Source organism: Erwinia papayae (assembly GCF_058241465.1).
On record NZ_JBZCHT010000009.1, the window covers coordinates 1,992,153 to 2,008,861 of the forward strand.

19 protein-coding genes, 1 other RNA gene and 3 pseudogenes are annotated in these 16,709 nt (G+C 40.3%); 8 read left to right on the forward strand and 15 right to left on the reverse strand.

Translation table 11 applies throughout. The annotated features are described in order from the left end of the window. The first annotated feature begins 153 nt into the window (after positions 1–153). The 4 genes from smpB (at position 154) to AC3RPL_RS14275 (ending at position 3,630) form a co-directional block, all read left to right on the forward strand. Entirely contained in the window at positions 154–636 is a 483-nt protein-coding gene (smpB, locus tag AC3RPL_RS14260) for an SsrA-binding protein SmpB (RefSeq protein ID WP_261641550.1), read from the forward strand. 49 nt (positions 637–685) lie between these two features. After that, positions 686–1,066, forward strand: a transfer-messenger RNA (tmRNA) gene (gene ssrA, locus AC3RPL_RS14265). Positions 1,067–1,232: 166 nt separating this feature from the next. Further along, the gene (locus tag AC3RPL_RS14270) at positions 1,233–2,462 is read left to right on the forward strand and encodes an integrase arm-type DNA-binding domain-containing protein (protein WP_490740480.1); all 1,230 of its coding nucleotides are present in this window, start codon (positions 1,233–1,235) and stop codon (positions 2,460–2,462) included. Positions 2,463–2,529: 67 nt separating this feature from the next. Continuing rightward, positions 2,530–3,630, forward strand: coding sequence for a hypothetical protein (locus AC3RPL_RS14275; RefSeq protein WP_490740481.1), 1,101 nt, complete (start codon positions 2,530–2,532; stop codon positions 3,628–3,630). 132 nt (positions 3,631–3,762) lie between these two features. Here AC3RPL_RS14275 and AC3RPL_RS14280 read toward each other — a convergent pair whose 3' ends face one another. The 9 genes from AC3RPL_RS14280 to AC3RPL_RS14320 all read right to left on the reverse strand — a co-directional run bounded on the left by AC3RPL_RS14280 (position 3,763) and on the right by AC3RPL_RS14320 (position 9,199). Next, the gene (locus AC3RPL_RS14280) at positions 3,763–5,244 is read right to left on the reverse strand and encodes a relaxase/mobilization nuclease domain-containing protein (protein ID WP_490740482.1); all 1,482 of its coding nucleotides are present in this window, start codon (positions 5,242–5,244) and stop codon (positions 3,763–3,765) included. Continuing rightward, entirely contained in the window at positions 5,241–5,612 is a 372-nt protein-coding gene (locus tag AC3RPL_RS14285) for a plasmid mobilization protein (protein ID WP_490740483.1), read from the reverse strand. Before AC3RPL_RS14285 ends, AC3RPL_RS14280 begins: the two co-directional genes overlap by 4 nt. After that, positions 5,599–5,850, reverse strand: a complete 252-nt coding sequence (locus tag AC3RPL_RS14290) for a hypothetical protein (protein ID WP_490740484.1) — start codon at positions 5,848–5,850, stop codon at positions 5,599–5,601. The genes AC3RPL_RS14285 and AC3RPL_RS14290 overlap by 14 nt, the downstream gene beginning before the upstream one ends. Before the next feature lie 14 nt (positions 5,851–5,864). Further along, on the reverse strand, positions 5,865–6,038 hold the full coding sequence (locus AC3RPL_RS14295) for a hypothetical protein (RefSeq protein ID WP_490740485.1): 174 nt from the start codon (positions 6,036–6,038) through the stop codon (positions 5,865–5,867). A 95-nt stretch (positions 6,039–6,133) separates the two neighbouring features. Beyond that, a complete protein-coding gene (locus tag AC3RPL_RS14300) occupies positions 6,134–6,352 on the reverse strand; it encodes a hypothetical protein (RefSeq protein WP_490740486.1) in 219 nt (72 codons plus the stop codon). A 492-nt stretch (positions 6,353–6,844) separates the two neighbouring features. Then, positions 6,845–7,120 carry a hypothetical protein gene (locus tag AC3RPL_RS14305; RefSeq protein WP_121525355.1) on the reverse strand — a complete coding sequence of 92 codons (276 nt, stop codon included), beginning with the start codon at positions 7,118–7,120 and terminating at the stop codon, positions 6,845–6,847. A gap of 3 nt (positions 7,121–7,123) precedes the next feature. Beyond that, entirely contained in the window at positions 7,124–7,411 is a 288-nt protein-coding gene (locus AC3RPL_RS14310; protein WP_490740487.1) for a hypothetical protein, read from the reverse strand. A gap of 1,315 nt (positions 7,412–8,726) precedes the next feature. Continuing rightward, a complete protein-coding gene (locus AC3RPL_RS14315) occupies positions 8,727–8,960 on the reverse strand; it encodes a hypothetical protein (RefSeq protein WP_490740488.1) in 234 nt (77 codons plus the stop codon). A 35-nt stretch (positions 8,961–8,995) separates the two neighbouring features. Further along, entirely contained in the window at positions 8,996–9,199 is a 204-nt protein-coding gene (locus AC3RPL_RS14320) for a helix-turn-helix transcriptional regulator (RefSeq protein ID WP_490740489.1), read from the reverse strand. Positions 9,200–9,892: 693 nt separating this feature from the next. On the opposite strand from AC3RPL_RS14320, the pseudogene AC3RPL_RS14325 reads away from it, so the two are divergent. Together AC3RPL_RS14325 and AC3RPL_RS14330 are read left to right on the forward strand one after the other, a co-directional pair. Continuing rightward, positions 9,893–10,249: pseudogene (locus AC3RPL_RS14325) on the forward strand (integrase arm-type DNA-binding domain-containing protein); the annotation flags it as partial. A gap of 95 nt (positions 10,250–10,344) precedes the next feature. Further along, positions 10,345–11,480 (forward strand): IS3 family transposase gene (locus AC3RPL_RS14330; RefSeq protein ID WP_490740490.1). Its coding sequence is split into 2 segments (ribosomal slippage): positions 10,345–10,591 and positions 10,591–11,480, totalling 1,137 coding nucleotides; the frame shifts between segments, so codons are not numbered across the junction. Between the two features lie 217 nt (positions 11,481–11,697). Here the strand turns inward: AC3RPL_RS14330 and AC3RPL_RS14335 are convergent. The 6 genes and pseudogenes from AC3RPL_RS14335 to AC3RPL_RS14360 form a co-directional block, all read right to left on the reverse strand. Continuing rightward, the gene (locus AC3RPL_RS14335; RefSeq protein WP_490740491.1) at positions 11,698–11,931 is read right to left on the reverse strand and encodes a hypothetical protein; all 234 of its coding nucleotides are present in this window, start codon (positions 11,929–11,931) and stop codon (positions 11,698–11,700) included. Positions 11,932–12,120: 189 nt separating this feature from the next. Beyond that, positions 12,121–12,402 (reverse strand): annotated as a pseudogene (locus AC3RPL_RS14340) (helix-turn-helix domain-containing protein). A gap of 856 nt (positions 12,403–13,258) precedes the next feature. Beyond that, on the reverse strand, positions 13,259–13,351 hold the full coding sequence (locus tag AC3RPL_RS14345; RefSeq protein ID WP_490740710.1) for a hypothetical protein: 93 nt from the start codon (positions 13,349–13,351) through the stop codon (positions 13,259–13,261). Positions 13,352–13,426: 75 nt separating this feature from the next. After that, positions 13,427–13,600: pseudogene (locus AC3RPL_RS14350) on the reverse strand (transposase); the annotation flags it as partial. A gap of 219 nt (positions 13,601–13,819) precedes the next feature. Then, a complete protein-coding gene (locus AC3RPL_RS14355; protein ID WP_490740492.1) occupies positions 13,820–14,089 on the reverse strand; it encodes a hypothetical protein in 270 nt (89 codons plus the stop codon). Then, positions 14,070–14,600: a DUF2778 domain-containing protein gene (locus AC3RPL_RS14360; protein ID WP_490740493.1), complete on the reverse strand. Its 531-nt coding sequence runs from the start codon at positions 14,598–14,600 to the stop codon at positions 14,070–14,072. The genes AC3RPL_RS14355 and AC3RPL_RS14360 overlap by 20 nt, the downstream gene beginning before the upstream one ends. An 810-nt stretch (positions 14,601–15,410) precedes the next feature. On the opposite strand from AC3RPL_RS14360, the gene AC3RPL_RS14365 reads away from it, so the two are divergent. After that, positions 15,411–16,214 (forward strand): DUF3289 family protein, encoded by an 804-nt coding sequence (locus AC3RPL_RS14365; protein WP_490740494.1) that lies wholly within the window; start codon positions 15,411–15,413, stop codon positions 16,212–16,214. Beyond that, positions 16,207–16,659 (forward strand): DUF943 family protein, encoded by a 453-nt coding sequence (locus AC3RPL_RS14370; RefSeq protein ID WP_490740495.1) that lies wholly within the window; start codon positions 16,207–16,209, stop codon positions 16,657–16,659. The genes AC3RPL_RS14365 and AC3RPL_RS14370 overlap by 8 nt, the downstream gene beginning before the upstream one ends. Positions 16,660–16,709: the final 50 nt, after the last annotated feature.

Sequence of the window (16,709 nt, forward strand, 5' to 3'; positions counted from 1 at the left end):
TCCTGTTAATCTTAAAACTTTCCGATTATAACATTGCCGGAGATCAAACAAAAATTCTCAGCCGTCAGTGTTCTGCTAGAATAGCGGTTTTCCCTGCCGCGCTTGTTACAGGGGATGCCATCAATCATTGCTTCATGAAGACTAAGTTGCACTATGACAAAGAAAAAAGCACATAAACCCGGTTCAGCCACCATTGCCATGAATAAGCGAGCCCGCCATGAATACTTCATTGAGGAAGAATTCGAAGCCGGGCTTTCGTTACAGGGATGGGAAGTCAAATCATTACGTGCAGGTAAAGCCAATATCAGCGACAGCTATATTTTACTGCGTGATGGTGAAGCTTACCTGTTCGGCTCTACTTTTCAGGCGTTGACCGTAGCGTCCTCACATGTGGTTTGCGACCCCACTCGCAACCGTAAGTTATTGTTAAATCAACGCGAGCTGGATTCATTGTATGGTCGTGTAAACCGCGAAGGTTATACCATAGTGGCATTGTCACTCTACTGGAAAAATGCCTGGGCCAAGCTAAAAATCGGCGTTGCCAAAGGCAAAAAAGAGCATGACAAACGCGATGATATTAAAGACAGAGAGTGGAAATTAGACAAAGCACGTATTATGAAACACGCTAATCGCTAAGCCACTGGTGTAATGGCAGGTTTTTCTGTATAGTGCTGTTCCAGTACCTGGGGCTGATTCTGGATTCGACGGGATTTGCGAAGCCCAAGGAGCATGCCGAGGGGCGGTTGGCCTCGTTAAAAGCCGCAAAAAAATAGTCGCAAACGACGAAAACTACGCACCTGCTGCAATCGCAGCTTAATCAGCCTAAGAAACTGAAGGTGTCCTCTCTCCCTAGCCTCCGCTCTTAGGACGGGGATCAAGAGAGGTCAAACCCAAAAGAGATCGCGTGGATGCCCTGCCTGGGGTTGAAGCGTTAAATCCAATCAGGCTAGTTTGTTAGTGGCGTGTCCGTTCGCAGCTAACCAGCGAATGTAATAACTGGACTAAGCATGTAGTGCCGACGGTGTAGTAATTTCGGACGCGGGTTCAACTCCCGCCAGCTCCACCACTTTTTAGTTGTTTGAAGTATACTGAAGTCTACTAAGCCCGCATGGAACCAGCCTTGCGGGCTTTTCTACGTCTGCAGAAGTCTACTGAAATTTGCTAGAAGCTACTCCTTGTGGCACCCTTTTTGGGACCCAACGCAAAGGGTCCCAAAATCGAGGGTCCTAAAAATGGCAAAAATCGCTAAGAAACTCACTGACACTGAAATCAAAAATACCAAGCCAGCAGAAAAGGAGATCAACCTTTTTGACGGTGACGGCCTGATGCTACGAATCGCTCCCCTATCAAAGGGTGGTAAGAAAAATTGGTATTTCAGGTATGCAGTGCCAGTGAATAAAAAGCGAACAAAGATGAGCTTAGGAACCTATCCTCATCTCACACTTGCCAAAGCCCGGGCTTTACGTGATGAATACTTGTCGTTGCTTGCAAATGGTATCGATCCGCAGATTCACAACAACGATAAAGCCAATGCTCTTAAGGATGCCACTGAGCACACGCTACAGGCAGTTGCTAGGAAATGGTTAGATGAGAAGGTCAAGACTTCTGGTATCTCTACAGACCACGCAGAAGATATCTGGCGGAGCCTTGAACGAAATATCTTCCCCGGTTTAGGCAACGTTCCGATCAAAGAGATCCGTCCCAAGCTCTTAAAACAACACCTTGACCCCATAGAACAACGAGGCGTATTGGAAACCCTACGCCGTATCATTTCGCGTCTAAATGAAATTTTTCGTTGGGCTGCTACAGAAGAACTTATTGAGTTTAATCCTGCTGACAATCTCGGCCAGAGATTCAGCAAACCCAAGAAGCAAAATATGCCAGCTTTACCACCAGATGATTTACCCCGATTCTTAATTGCTCTTTATAACGCTTCTATACGACTCGAAACACGTCTTCTAATTGAGTGGCAACTCCTTACGTGGGTTCGTCCAGGGGAAGCAGTCCGTGCTCGTTGGAGTGATATAGACGAAGATAATCGGTTCTGGAATATCCCCGGTGAGTTTATGAAGATGAAGCGCCCTCACAAGATTCCTCTGAGCAAAGAAGCTATGCGCATCCTTGAGTCAATTAAACCGATCAGTGGTCATAGAGAGTGGGTTTTCCCAAGTATTAAGGCCCTTCTTAACCACATGCATGAACAAACAGCCAATGCTGCAATTATCCGTATGGGATTCGGTGGTGAACTGGTTGCTCACGGAATGCGCTCTATAGCAAGAACGGCTGCTGAAGAAAGTGGTAAATTTAGAACAGAGGTGCTTGAATCAGCCTTAGCTCATACTAAGAACAACGAAATCATAGCCGCTTACAATCGTGCTGAGTATCTTGCTGAAAGAACAGAGCTGATGCAGTGGTGGGGAGATTACGTTCAGGCGCAGAAATATAAGGCAATTGCAGCGTGATAGGCATTTATAAATAGATAAACTATGAGCGATTGTATAAATCAAGGCAATCAATAGAGGCGTATAAATGGACCTGACAATTTTTTCTGAAAATATTAAATCCACAGGTTTTATCTTGGAAAACAAGATATCAAAGATATTGATCAGCAACAAATGGAATGTAATAAACAACAAGTATTACATTGATGACGTGGCAAAAACAGCCAGAGAAATTGATATCATTGCCTATAAAGCCACCAAGATAGAAGATATCTATGTTTATACTTCACTAATAATAAGTTGTAAAAAAAACGACGAAAAAATTTGGGCTTTACTCACGAAAGAATTCAATAAAAGCGATCCTAATATTGAGTTGGAACCATTACAGTATTGGTCCAATCATCCAATAATAGACTATCAATTACAAGAAGAAAAATTAATAAAAGAAGCTGTCCCAACAGGCGAACTTTACGAAAAACTATTTGAGCCTCACAAACAAGTTTTTGCTTTCCAAGAAATGTCAAAAAATAATGGCAAGCCCGATAACGATAAAAACATATTTAACTCAATTACGTCATTAATGAAATCACAATCATATGAAATTAGTTCATTGTCTAAAAGAAAAAAAGAAAGATGTGTTTATTTCTTTCATCTACTATCAATAATAGATAGCAATTTAATAACACTTGATTGTTCAGATGAACATATCGAACCCAATGAAGTGAATTCACAAATATATATAAGCAACTATATAATCAATGGTGAATCCGTATCCTCAAAAATTAATTTCATGACCCCTGACGGTTTTTGTGATTTAATCAAGAATTATCACTCTCTGCATAAGCATTATTGTCAACACATTTCGCGCTGCTTTAACGTCTTTTTCAAAGATGCATTGGAAAAAATAGAAAAACAGAAAATCCTTGCCAATGAACTGAATAGAAAATTCGCTAATAAAATAAGATCCCTCATTTACAGGAAAATTAATCTTTATGATAAATGCGCAATAACACGAATATCATTATATAAAGGAAATATTGATATTGATATTGACACAAAAAATGATAAGTTGATTAACGCATTAAATGGAAATGAAGAAATTAAAGATGAACTAGCAAAAATGATAGAAGATATTTCTAAAACAAAGATAACTGGAACTATTAATTTTGAGAATGATATCCCATTTTGATTTACTGATTACATCGTAAATTTATTTTATCTAAAGGGCCGCATAACTTCCAAACGGTCCTATAAATAAAAAACAATTACACCTGAGGCAAGTAAAACTTATATATTGACACATTGATTCATTGATATCACATTAAAGAGAATTAAGAGCCTTTGGTTTTAAACTCTGTTCATCTTCCTTCTGTAAGGATATTCTTTCATTTTTTGGCTTTCCTTTTTTAAGAGCTTTTTTTAACTTCGATTTAAATCTATTTTCATTCATACTCGAACCTAAAGGCTTTTTCTTTATTTCTTCTTTAAGTATTTTCCTTGGCTGAATAACAGGTTTTTCTATTCCAAGTCTACGTCTTATTTCTTCGATCTTAGCTGCTCTACTATTGAAATTGCGACGGCCTTTGAGTCTAAAGTTATTCGTGGCTGTTGTGGCTGTTTCTGCATGATCAAGTATCCTACTGATAGAACTGCCGCTAAATGTATTGCTCCCACGATTAAAGCTACTTTTAGTATAAGTTTTGATTGGTTCTTTAATGTATTGTTTTTTAACTCTGTTGAGTATTTGTGCAGCTTTTTGTGTTGTTCTTCTAACTTTATGGCTTGCTGATCTATTATATTTTTCGCTGAGTTTAAAGCTGTTGTTGTTGCTTCTAATGAGTTGTTCACTCTTGTTAGTGTCTGTTGCGTCTGATTCAATGCTGTACTGATTGATTCGGATAATATCATCATTGATTCCGTCAGGGGTTCTACTGTCATTGAAATCTGATTCAAAAGGTGATCGTCCAATACTATCTGATTCATCATCTTTTCTTGCTGAGAAGCTCCTAATGAGTTTATCATCTCTATTTTTGTCATATTTAATCCTGCCTTTAATAGTATTCCAACTGTATTTTTTACCTAACTGTGAGCCTTTAAAATAAATATTTTTTTCATTATTTTTGATACCAAATGACACTCCGGCGACGTTGCCAGTGCTTGCAACGTTGAAGGCCGGATCGATGCCTACAGCCTGTAGTCTGTCTATGAACGTCTGTAGGTCTGGTTTACTCAACATAGCCGCCTGTAATGCGTTCTGTAGCACGCTACGAGCTGGTTTCTCACCTGTCCTCAATGACATCTCGATCTCTGCTTTTGTTGGTGCTGATAACTCTGATTTTTGGCCTTTGAGACTTTGTGTAATGGTTAAGCTATGCTTTACTTCTAAACGTTCACAAGCTGCTATTGTGTTAAATGCTGAGTGCTGACCAAACCATACCGAACCATCTAAACCGACTCTATTTGCTACAATATGGATATGGTCTTTATCAGTATCTTTATGGCGCACACAAATATATTGATGCTTTTCCATATCGATATTCATTTCTTTCAAATAGTCTTTTGCTATCTCTTGCCATTGTTCATCCGTCAAATGATCACCTTTTGGAAGAGATAAAAACGCATGAAAGACTGGTTTTTTTATGTCAGGTCTAAAGCTGCTTACAGTCTTGAACTCATCAGTTAAATCACTAACATTATTAAAATCACTTGCCATATTGCTACATATGAAATTGTGATCATCCTTTAATATATACTCAACTCTACTTTTAAATGATCTCCCTGTTTTAGCCACATTCCCTTTCATACTGTATAAACCTCGCAAGCTTTTAATATTCTTTTCATAAGTTGCTTTATAGCAAAGTTAGCTTCTGAAGCTACCGATTGTTTAAAGTCTTCATTAGTATGTAGTCTTTTAGCAATCTGATTTATATTATTACCTTGATGCTGTATTTCTCTATACAATGATTTCTCAAAATCCGGCATTTTTCTTTTAACAATAGGTTCAGAATTTAAAATCTCTTTTCTAATGTAATGGCCTCTTTCAAGGCCAGATGCCTCAACAAGTTCTTTTAAATATTCAAACTCTGCTTTGTTTACTCTAAACTGTATAGATATATCTCTGCGTTCTTCGTGATTTAATTCTATACGTCCTCTCCTTCTATCTGTTTTCATATTTCTTTCTCACTTCATTCAAAGCTGTATGATGAACATAATCTCTTATAGCTTTTATATAATCATCGTCATTAGTATCTATCAGTGCTTGTATAAGCTCATCAGCTTTATTTTCGTTAATGTATCTATTGGCAACAAAATAGCATAAGCTTTGTTCCTCATAGCTAGAGTAATCAAAAGGTATATCTTTAACTTTTTCAATATAATAGAAATAACGCGCTAATATATTAAGTTTCATTTCATATTCCATAATCATTGTTGATACCTCTTTTTGTATTTTGTAAGTTCTTTTTTATATATTATTTTTCTGACATCTGATATTGCTTGCTTTGCTTCGCTTGGTGTGTTTGTTTTACCCATACAACTACGGATCATAAACGCACCTAAAAGAATACAAAGAAGCATCATTGCTATTGCTATAATCATATATTAATCCCCTCAACTAAAATGAATATAAAACTTATCTTCTTCTTTTGATTTTAAAAAAAATTATTATGAAAATCCTTAATGTCATTTATACGTTAAGGATCTGGATAGTTCTTTATCTCTTCGCTATTTATTATTTTACTCAATGCGTTTTCAGCTCCTTTTTTACTTATTATTTTACCTTCATTGCTACCAGAAAAATGATTTTTATATTCTTCACAATGAAAACTCTTATAAAAAACAGCATCAGCACAACCAAAAAAGAAAGCTATTTTTTCATCTTTTTTTCTTTCAATACTAAAATCGTGCGACATATGTATAACTCCTAATGTTATTTATAATATCCAAAGTAAATCTTTGGGGTTTTATTTACCGCCTCCCCTTTGATAAGGGGAACAGGCGGAAGGGTAGATTTTTTAACAACCCTCCAAGCGTAGCGCGTGGGGGCAATCCGAAGGATTGGGTAAATAGCGGATACGCTATTACACCTTGCCTCAGTTTCCGAAAAACAAAAAAATCTGAACTACACTTATATTTAAATAAATAACCGATATAATATACTTGTCAATAGCGGCTACATAATAAATACACTGCACGACGAATAAAAAGCAAATAAAAGATAGGGTAAATAATATATTGTCTTTATGGTAGCTATGCGTAGCTGCGGGGACAAATCGTCAAGTGCTAAATCGTGGGGTCCCGTTTACGGGTTCCGATTTAGTGCTTGATGACATAGGGGGAGGAAATAAAATTTATATGGGTGATGGTTCACGTAGTGGAGCATCACCCTGAAAGACGAAACTGATTTACATTCTTCTTCTGAAGATAATGTTGTCTGAGAAAATTGCCTTACCCGCGACAAAACCAACAATAGCTATTATTGGTAAGCTAATTGTAGCTCCTGCCATGCCAGTAGACATTCCAATCAGAACTGACAGACCAAAAGCTAACAGGATGATCACCGCCGCATACCAACCGGGATATGTTCCATATAGAACTGACGCTTGGCAGCCTGTGCATACCTGAACACCTCTTTGGCTTTCTTTTAGGCAAAAAGGGCATTTGATTGTGTTGTTTTCCATTTATCAGTTCCTTTTAAAAAAAGCACCTTGATAGACAACGCCATCTTTGACTTTTTCGATTTTAAAAGTCCAAGAGCCAAGATCTTTGTTTTGCGTTTTGGCTATATAGATGGGTTTCTTGCTTTCATCCCAGCTTTCAACAGTAAAAACGCCATTTCTGAACTTGATCACATCTTTCTGAACATCAAGTCTTACACCATATTGTTGATTAACGTAGTTTCCATAAATCCCATCATCGCCACAACCCGACAGTAGGACGGCAAGACCTGCCGCTAACATAAATTTGCGCATAACTTTTCCTTCACCAATAGCACAGACCTACGATTGATCTGTAAACGCCTTAGAATTCAATTATTTTTATGCTTAGTCATATCGTTTGTACCGATCGAAAAAATGGACGTTGATAGCCAAAGACTATCATATATATATGATTGATCGTTTAAAACAATTAACAACGATCAATTTGGACTCTTTTGATTGATAAAACCTATCAATATCACCATATCGATATTTTATACCGATCTATTTCTATTTGGGATTTGTTTCTTGAATGGCTAACAACGGGAAAATTTCTATGGTGGGATATCTGGCGCGAAACTTATTTTATATATGGTTTTCTTTTTACTTTATTGGGCTTCGCCCTATACATTTTTTAGATCTAGTTCTACTTTATATTTTATTGACGCCATAAAACTAGGAACTTTTTCTATAAACAAAAACAGCCTTACTAAGAGTTATATCCTGCCTTGTGTTCGCCCCCGAAAAAGGCGACTTCATCCAAGGCTTCGCCTCCTGAGATTTTCAACTTATTTTGTTGGAAATCTATCAAGATTGGCGAAAACCAAGATGAAAAATATGACTTCATCCAAGTTGATCTGGCTTAAAGCTCTACATCGTTTCCAATGTAGGACACCCTACGACACCCCCAGATTCGTTCATGCAGATCAATGTATTGTTATCCCCTATTTATGCTGTCAACAAAGGTAGGGCTTTCTCATAGCCATTCCATATACAACTTCATTATCTGTTTAGAACTTCGCTTCGGGTTGGTATTACGTCGTTTCCCCTTCTATACCTACAACCAACAAAACATACGGACATCTCTTATTAGCGACTCGCGCTCAATTGCTCCACATATGCAGACCTGATACAAAGGTTTATAATTTGATTGCTTTCGAGGACATTAAAGATTCTGGAAGTGGTATTTAAAAGACTTGTAAAAAGCTCAGATTTAGATTTGACAAATATGAAAAGATTATTTAATACTTCATTATATTTGTAATCACGTTAATCCTATAACTGATTACAAGACTTAAAAAAGTCAGCGAATACTTTTTTAGTCCTTAAAAAGTCAGTTTATCATCTGGCTTTTTTTGTATCTTTATTTTATTTAACTGATATATATTATTCGTCAAGTAAAAATCAAAAAATATTTTCACATCTGCTATCAACAGAAAAAATAGACAAAGGAAAATATAAAAAACAAATAAAAAGACCAGATATTAAAAATCCAGTCTTTAGCCTATCAGTCATATTGTTCATATACAGCTCTAAAACGCTCTGTAATCGATTTTGAGATGTTTTCTACTCAGATAGATGAAATCTACTATTTACCTTCAGCAACTAACTTATACTTACGAAACATAACATAGAACTTTAATGCTTCTTGTGTTTCATAATCACTATTTCTGAATATATTGATGACTTTATAAAACATACTTGTTTTATCGTCAAATGAAGCAATCAATCGTTTGCTGTATAAATATTCCGCAAGGATATCAAGATATCCCCAATCAAATTGATCAATCTTTTTCTGACATTGTTCTATTTTCGTTCTCATATAATACTCCTCTTTTTATTTATGTTAATATTTAATCATGCTGCTTTGCTTCTTGATGAAAAAATCATCTGATCAATCCACTCGTCTACTTCACTTTCAATGAAAGCTATCGCTCTCTCACCTATTTTCACCGGAGCAGGGAAATCACCCCGGCTAATCAGCCGATAGATCCACGCCTTACAAAAACCAGTCTTGTTTAACACTTCGGGTAAGCGGATAAGTCTTTTTCTTTCGTTCATATATTTCCTCGTCGTTGTTTTGATGAGGCTATTATTCGAATATCGCTTATGACGATCAACACTGAAAAAGCACGAATTGATCAAGACATGGTGTTTTTTTAGGCAGATTTATGAAGGTTTTTTTGAAAGCAAGCCAGCATAGGCTTAGGAGGACATTAGCAAAAAGTGCTATTTTTCCGGCCTATGACAGTTTTTTTAATAAAAACCTATTTATCAATGAATTAAGTGATTTTTGATTTAATTCCGTACTATCCCCTTTATAATTCTTGTTTAGCGCATTGAGAAGACGTAGTTGGAGGTCAGCTCTTGCATACGGGAAATAACCTCTGGATCTGAAAGGCTCTGTTTCGTGAGTTCAACTCCTTAACGTTGCAGTATCTAAGTTTGTAGCTCTGGAATACATAAATCAGTGCTGACGCCTTTTTTAGGACCCTTTATTGAACCCTTAATTTAGGACTATAAAAAAATAATCATAAAAATCATATTATTGAAAAATAAAGCACAGGGACGCCAGCCCAAAATTCTTTCGCGGCGATACCAGAATCGTCCGCTGAAGTCCTGAAAGCCCGCACGGCACAAGCCCTGCGGGCTTTTTTGTGTTCATCATAATTTCTTAAGAGTTGCTAGAGTTCAAGCCTTATGACACCCTCCTTTAGGCCCACCAGTGTGGGTCCAAAATCAGAGTGTCCAAAAATGCCTAAGGTCGTCATAAAGCTGAATGATACCCAAATCAGGAACACCAAGCCCGGAGAGAAGGAAGTGAGTCTCTTCGACGGCGAAGGCTTGTTTGTGCGAATCTCACCATCAGCAAAAGGTGGTAAGAAAAACTGGTATTTTAGATACACAGTTCCGACGACCCGAAAACGCACAAAAATGAGCCTGGGTACTTACCCTCACCTCACCCTAGCTCGTGCTCGCTCTCTAAGAGACCAGTACCTCGCACTTCTTGCCCAGCAGATTGACCCACAACAGCATAATGCTGAGAAGGCGAATGCCTTAAAAGCGGCTACTGAACACACATTGCAGGTGGCTGCAAAAAAATGGTTTGAATCGCCACGGGTTTAACAGACACCTCAGAGTCATTTTTGGACTGACCCCAGCCCGGTAGACGATCCTGCCCTATAGTTTGAGCATAGGAGGAGCGTATGGGTACACCACGATTTACACCTGAATTTAAGGAAGAAGCCGTCCGTCAGATAATGGAGCGCGGTTATTCCGTTGCCGAAGTATCCGACCGTCTGGGCGTTTCTGCGCACAGCCTCTACAAGTGGCTATGGGCTATCAAGCCTGATAGCAGCGAACAGCATGCCCGGGATTTACTGGAAGCCAAAAGTGAGATCCTGAAGCTCAGGGCACAGCTGAAGCGCACTGAGGAAGAACGGGACATTCTGAAAAAGGCCGCGCGCTACTTTGCAAGGGAGCCCGACTGAAGTACCGCTTTATCAATGAGCACCGCACTGTATGGGGTGTCATGACGATGTGTCGGGTGTTGTGCGTTGCCCGGGCTGGGTTTTATGCGTGGCTGCATAATCCGGTCTCTGCGCGGGATAAAGATAACCAGCGTCTGCTGACGCTCATCCGCGATTCATATTCCCTGAGCGGTGGCGTATATGGCTATCGTCGGGTTCATGGCGATCTGAATGAAATCGGTGAAACCTGCGGCAAAAACCGGGTGGGTCGTATTATGCAACTGAACCGGATTAAAGCCGTACGCGGCTATAAAGCGCCGCGTCGTATCGCTGGCCGACCCTCAGTGGTTGCCCCTAATCGCGTGCAGCGGCAGTTTACTGTTGTCCGGGCCAATCAGGTCTGGGTCACTGATATTACTTATATCCGCACCTGGCAGGGCTGGCTGTATCTGGCGGTGGTTATCGATCTCTTCGCCCGTAATGTGGTGGGCTGGTCGATGAAGCCCACACTCTCACGTGAACTGGCGCTGGACGCTCTGATGATGGCCGTGTGGCGGCGAAAGCCCGATAGCGAGGTCATCGTACATTCGGATCAGGGAAGTCAGTACGGCAGCGACGACTGGCCGCGTTTCTGCCGGGCCAATAATCTGGCACCGAGTATGAGCCGTCGTGGCAACAGCTGGGATAATGCGGTGGCCGAATCGTTCTTCAGTTCGCTGAAAAAAGAACGGATCAGAAAACGTATCTATAAAACCCGGGATCTGGCCCGGGCGGATATCTTCGATTACATTGAAGTGTTCTACAACAGGGCCCGGCGCCACAGTCACCTCAGCGGCGTCAGTCCAGAGGCCTTCGAACAGGCCTCATCGTGAGGACAGAATCTGTCTACTGTCGTGGGGGCAGTCCAGTCCTTCCGGCCACCGACAATCCAATCGCCGTATCACTTGGATCGCTGGCTGACTGCCAGATTTCATCCTGACCGTACAGCCAGCCGGGCTCTGTGAGCACCGGGCCTTTTCGCTGGTTATGGATTTGCGTAGTAACAGCCTCACTGACTGCGGCAGATGGAGCTGGCGCATATATTACCGGTTACAAGCTGTTGCAGAAATGGCTCACATTGCCCCAGATTGTTTCCGTCCCGTCACTGAACTGGTAGCTCAGTAAGTAGTTGAGTAACTCCGCATCGCTTGCGCTGGCAACATCAAATTCTGATGATTCTGCCAGCGGCTCTGTGTTTATTGTGGCGTCATCAGCGCCTGGCGATGTAACGCTGGATTTTTCCGCGCCGGGGACTTCGACGGGGTTTTTACGTGGTCTGCCCATGATATGCCTCGCATTTGAACTGATGCGAGAGTGATTTAAAGCGCGGTCGAAATCCTGGCTAAATGCATTTCCACCACCAGACAAACGCGCGCGTACGCGAGGGGATGGCGGGGATTTGGTTAGTCAGGGGCAAGATAAAGCAATATTGGGGCTTTCTGAAACAAAAGGCCGCCCCAAAAGGCTGGTTGCTCAGTACAGGGTAATGACAGGTTTCTTGATACCACAGGCGTGAGCGTAGCGAGTAAGCGTGTCAATGCTGGCTTTGGTGATGTTGTTTTCCAGGCGGGAAATAATCGGAGGCGTGACACCCATGCGTTCAGCAACCTGCGCTTTGGTCAGATTGTCACGCTTACGTCATTCAGCAAGCATATCTCTGAGTTTCTCCCTGCGTGCTTCTTCATGCCACGCAGCGCTATATTCATCATCCTGCATCCACTCGTTATGCAGTTCTTTATGGTTTACAAGCTTCATTAAGTACCTCCGCCAAGAGCTTTCTGGCGAGAGCGGGTTCCTTCGCCGGCGTTTTCTGTGAATCCTTTTTCTGCCATCTTTGTCAGAATTTGTTTTTTATATAATAATCAATTCGACTTAAATAGTTCTCAGTGAGACAAACATAGTATTTGGAATTGTATCCATAAGAATCTTTTTAGTATAAAGCAACTTCAGCCAGACAGGAATTTTTAAGGTAAGCATCCCACCCCTCCTTTGCTTTTTGTTCGATATTTATGATTTTGGTTTTATTAGCCGGAGTTTCCTTTGAATTTTTTACTGACTGAATATAAGATTTATATTCCTTTTCATAATCCTTTTTTTTTGCTCTTTAAGATCGATGAGGCACGATTCTACTTCACCAGAATGCTTGATACTCATGCATGGTTTTAATGCATCAGTGATAGTATTTTTTCTACTAACTCAGCCAAAGAGTTGCTTAGAGTAAGCATATAAATTAAAACAGCATAGACTATTTTCATTTTACATATCTCTGAATATACGGGATACGGCATCTTGAGATTCATGCAGCATTATGTCAGGGTTATTTCTTATCAGTTTTATAACATCATCTTTATTGTTTGTCCCAAAAACTGGCACCATTTCCCGTGACATGGCCCCCTGATATTTCATGTCAACAAAAACCTCTTTCAAAGCCGGGTGAATTTTATCCCATGAAACCGAATCCTGTTTTTTTATATTTGTTATAAAAGCGGATGGAATCTTTTACATACCTGGCATAGATTTTTTCGAACAGCCTCAGCTGTTGTTGTTCGGTTAATTCAATCGTGGAGCCTTTGTTATTTTTTACGAAATCGCTGGCCGCGCAATGACTTTTCTAAGCGCCTCCGGCTATTTTTTTCGCTTCATCCAGAGGGATGCCTACATAGGTTAAATCAGCAATGATTTCTCCGGCAGATCTGTGCTTCATGTCATAACCACGTCCAAACGTAACACCTGAGCCATATGTATTACATTTCGATGCCACGCCAGGCCAGTACAACTTTCGTTTCAGCCGGTGGTTTTCATCTTCCAGGTCTTTCATCTTTTTGATATCAGAAGCTTCCATACCGCCAAACTTCGCTTTCCAGTTTTAGTACGAGGCCTCAGAGATCCCAGCCTCGCGGCAGACGTCTTTCGCGGTGCGTCCGGCTTCGACGGACTTCAGAACGGCGATGATCTGGTGCCCGGTGAGTCATGCTTTGCGCATGGCAATCTCCTCCGGGAACATAGTCAGTATGTCAGAAGATCTCTAAATGTGAATGGTCCGGTTTGCCGGGATACTTACAGGGCAACCACCCCATCATTAAAGTCGGAATCAACCCTGTCCGCGACAAGGTGCGTTGGTAAGCAACCAAATCTGCGAGCACGAGGGGTGACGATCATCAAAGCATAAACCTCACTTCCTGAAAATGAGACTTCTGGCCGCTAATGAGAGCAACCACGCGATGACGACCACCGCCAATATAGTCACTACCGTGGTGGCCGGGTCTTCTGCCCATAAGTAATCGCTACCCACCCATTCCAAACCACCGGGGCCAATTATGAAGAACAACCATGAGCCGAAGGTTAAGATCATACTATTTAACGGCGTGATATACCTGATCAGCAGCATTGCCAGGAAAAGGTAAATCAGGCCAGCGAATATTTTAATTAACACATTTCGCATAATCCGCTTTCCCCATCACATCAACATAACCATAAGCCATCAGGCCACTTCTGGAACCAGGTACTTTTACCTTGCTGGTACGCAACAAAGCCTGCCTTATTTGCTTAAAGTCGCTTACCTTGAACAAGGTAATGCATCCCCATGACTCGCCACTTCCATCCGGGCGCAATGGGTGCAGACGGAAACCAGTACGCTTTACACCATTAACATAGGCGTAATCATCCATCGTCTGCGAATTATATAGTCCAAACCATTCTGAATGGTCTGTATTATGCAGAAAATCCATAAAGGCTCGCCTGGCTTGCGTGTAAACACCGCCCTGAGGTGGTTCCACAATCCAGTAGCGACCGACTGGTATTGACCCCTCATCGGCAAGATATTCACAATTCGGATCGTTGATGTGTGTTTTGCGGCCACTAAGAACGGGAAAACGGCCAACGCCATTAATCAGCAATTCTCCCTGACCGCTTTTTCTGGCCTGGTCGTCATACACCATGCGCATTGTCAGCATTTTTAAGAATTCCATTCAAAAAGATGTCAATAATGTTAACGTGGATTGATGATTTCAGTTACTGGTGATTTGATCATGAAATGGTATTGGGATGTGGCGTGGTGGGATCAAAGCAAATCGTCATAACTGAGCTAAGGGTAAATGACATGGCCCTTAGGGCTCCCCCTCCCCTTCAAACGCTACACATCCAACCGCACAGCGGATAACGTTGCCGTTGTGGATTACTGCTGGCCCCAACACCGGGCACGGCGGCATTTTCGATGTGCCGAATTCGAACCATTCAGTCCTTTCATCCTTTTAACCAACAATCGCTTCCAGTCCATTCAACTCATACTTCCAGCTATCGCGAAACTTACCAGCATGCTCGAGTGGAGCACCTGAAGGAACCCCTTTAAAAGCTTATCGGCATCTGTGCTTTCGGCCAGATCATTCCATTTGTTTGATGGGCCAAACGTGAACAGAACCTGTATGTAAAATTGACTCGCTTTTAGGGGGTTACGACACAAATATGACACAATGAGGGAATCAGGCGTGATTAAAATTAGCGTAACTAATTGATAAAAATATAGTATTCTAACCTTCTGGCCAGTCATCTGTTCTATATGTGATTTTTTTCATTTCAATTTGTGCTCTGCCCCCCAGATATGCCCCCTTAGAAAATGACTACTCTCACGGCTGAGGTTCATCACTGCATGATTGTGTGGGCGTAAATGACTCTGAACATAGTAAATGTTAAGAAAATTCTCAATCTACCTTACAAACAAAAAATGTATAATACTTAATCATTTGATTAAAATGGATTAATTTTAAATGAAAGGAATCGACAAAAAACTGATTATCTTCACTACAAAAAAAAGATTTAATGACAGAAATGCCGATGACATGCAAAGTGGCGACATGGATGTTGATTTACTGAAAAAACATTATCATCTCGGGCAAGTATCAACTTTCATCGACTGGACTACTTTTGGCCCCTCCTGTCAGCATCCTGCTACAAAGTCTATACAGTCAGTTAGTAGAGAAAAAGCCATTGCGATGTTATATGATGAGCTACGATCTCAGTCCTATGCCTTTTCTTTCCGAGGACCATACCAAGGCTTGATCATAAATCTTTTCAATCACATGCAACGTAGTAATGGAAATGATTTTCAGCATCCATTTATGAACAATGCATACAAAAATCTCATTTTGAGTGACAACTCTATCGACAGCACATTATCCATAATTAAAAACACCATCGAGCAATTTGATTTTAATAAATCACAGTTGACGAAAGAACATTTTTCGAGCGAGTTATCTAAAAGTCATTTACCCAAATACATAAGATGGAAAGATTTCGTCAATGGAATGGGCATTACCGTCCATGACATAAACAGCACAGAAATATCTATAGAAAGCCTGACCTTCCAGGGCAATAAATATACTGCGACTATTAAATATAGAGCACAAGATCATTTTGGCTTAGATAAAGAAGATATCTTAAAGGCTAAATTTAACTCTATTACTTTCTTTAGAATATGGTTCGTTATACAGAGAGCAAAGCATTTTGCTCAAAAGCCATTTTTCACAAATTTCGAGGCTACTATAACATTGACAGGAGAAAACAATGTTTAACTATAAAAGGATTGGAGCAATCTTAATTTTTTTTATAATAGCATACTGCATATGGATTGCTATAAGGCCAACCAAAATAGTCAGAGTTGATAATGGTGCAGTTTTTGTAGAACACTTACCAATGACTACTGAAGGAAAACTAAATTGGTGGTTGAAAAACAAAGATTCACTTCAGAAAAAATATCATGTTATCAATACCCCAGATAATTACACAGTTATCGTAATGGATTTCGGCGGTTATGAAAAATTACCAAAAGGAACCAGAGATGGTTCAATTGATGACTATACCTGCTTTGATGATACTAATGGCGAGCACAAGAAATGTGTGTATAACAACATAGCAATTGTTGTGAGAGGAAGCCTTAATAGAAAAAGTTATATAAATATAGACAAGAATACATACACCTTAACACCAGATGGTAAAGTAAAAGTTGAAAAGAAATAGGAAAGACGAATCAAGGATAATTGGCGTCTTTTTCAGCTTTTATCTGGAGT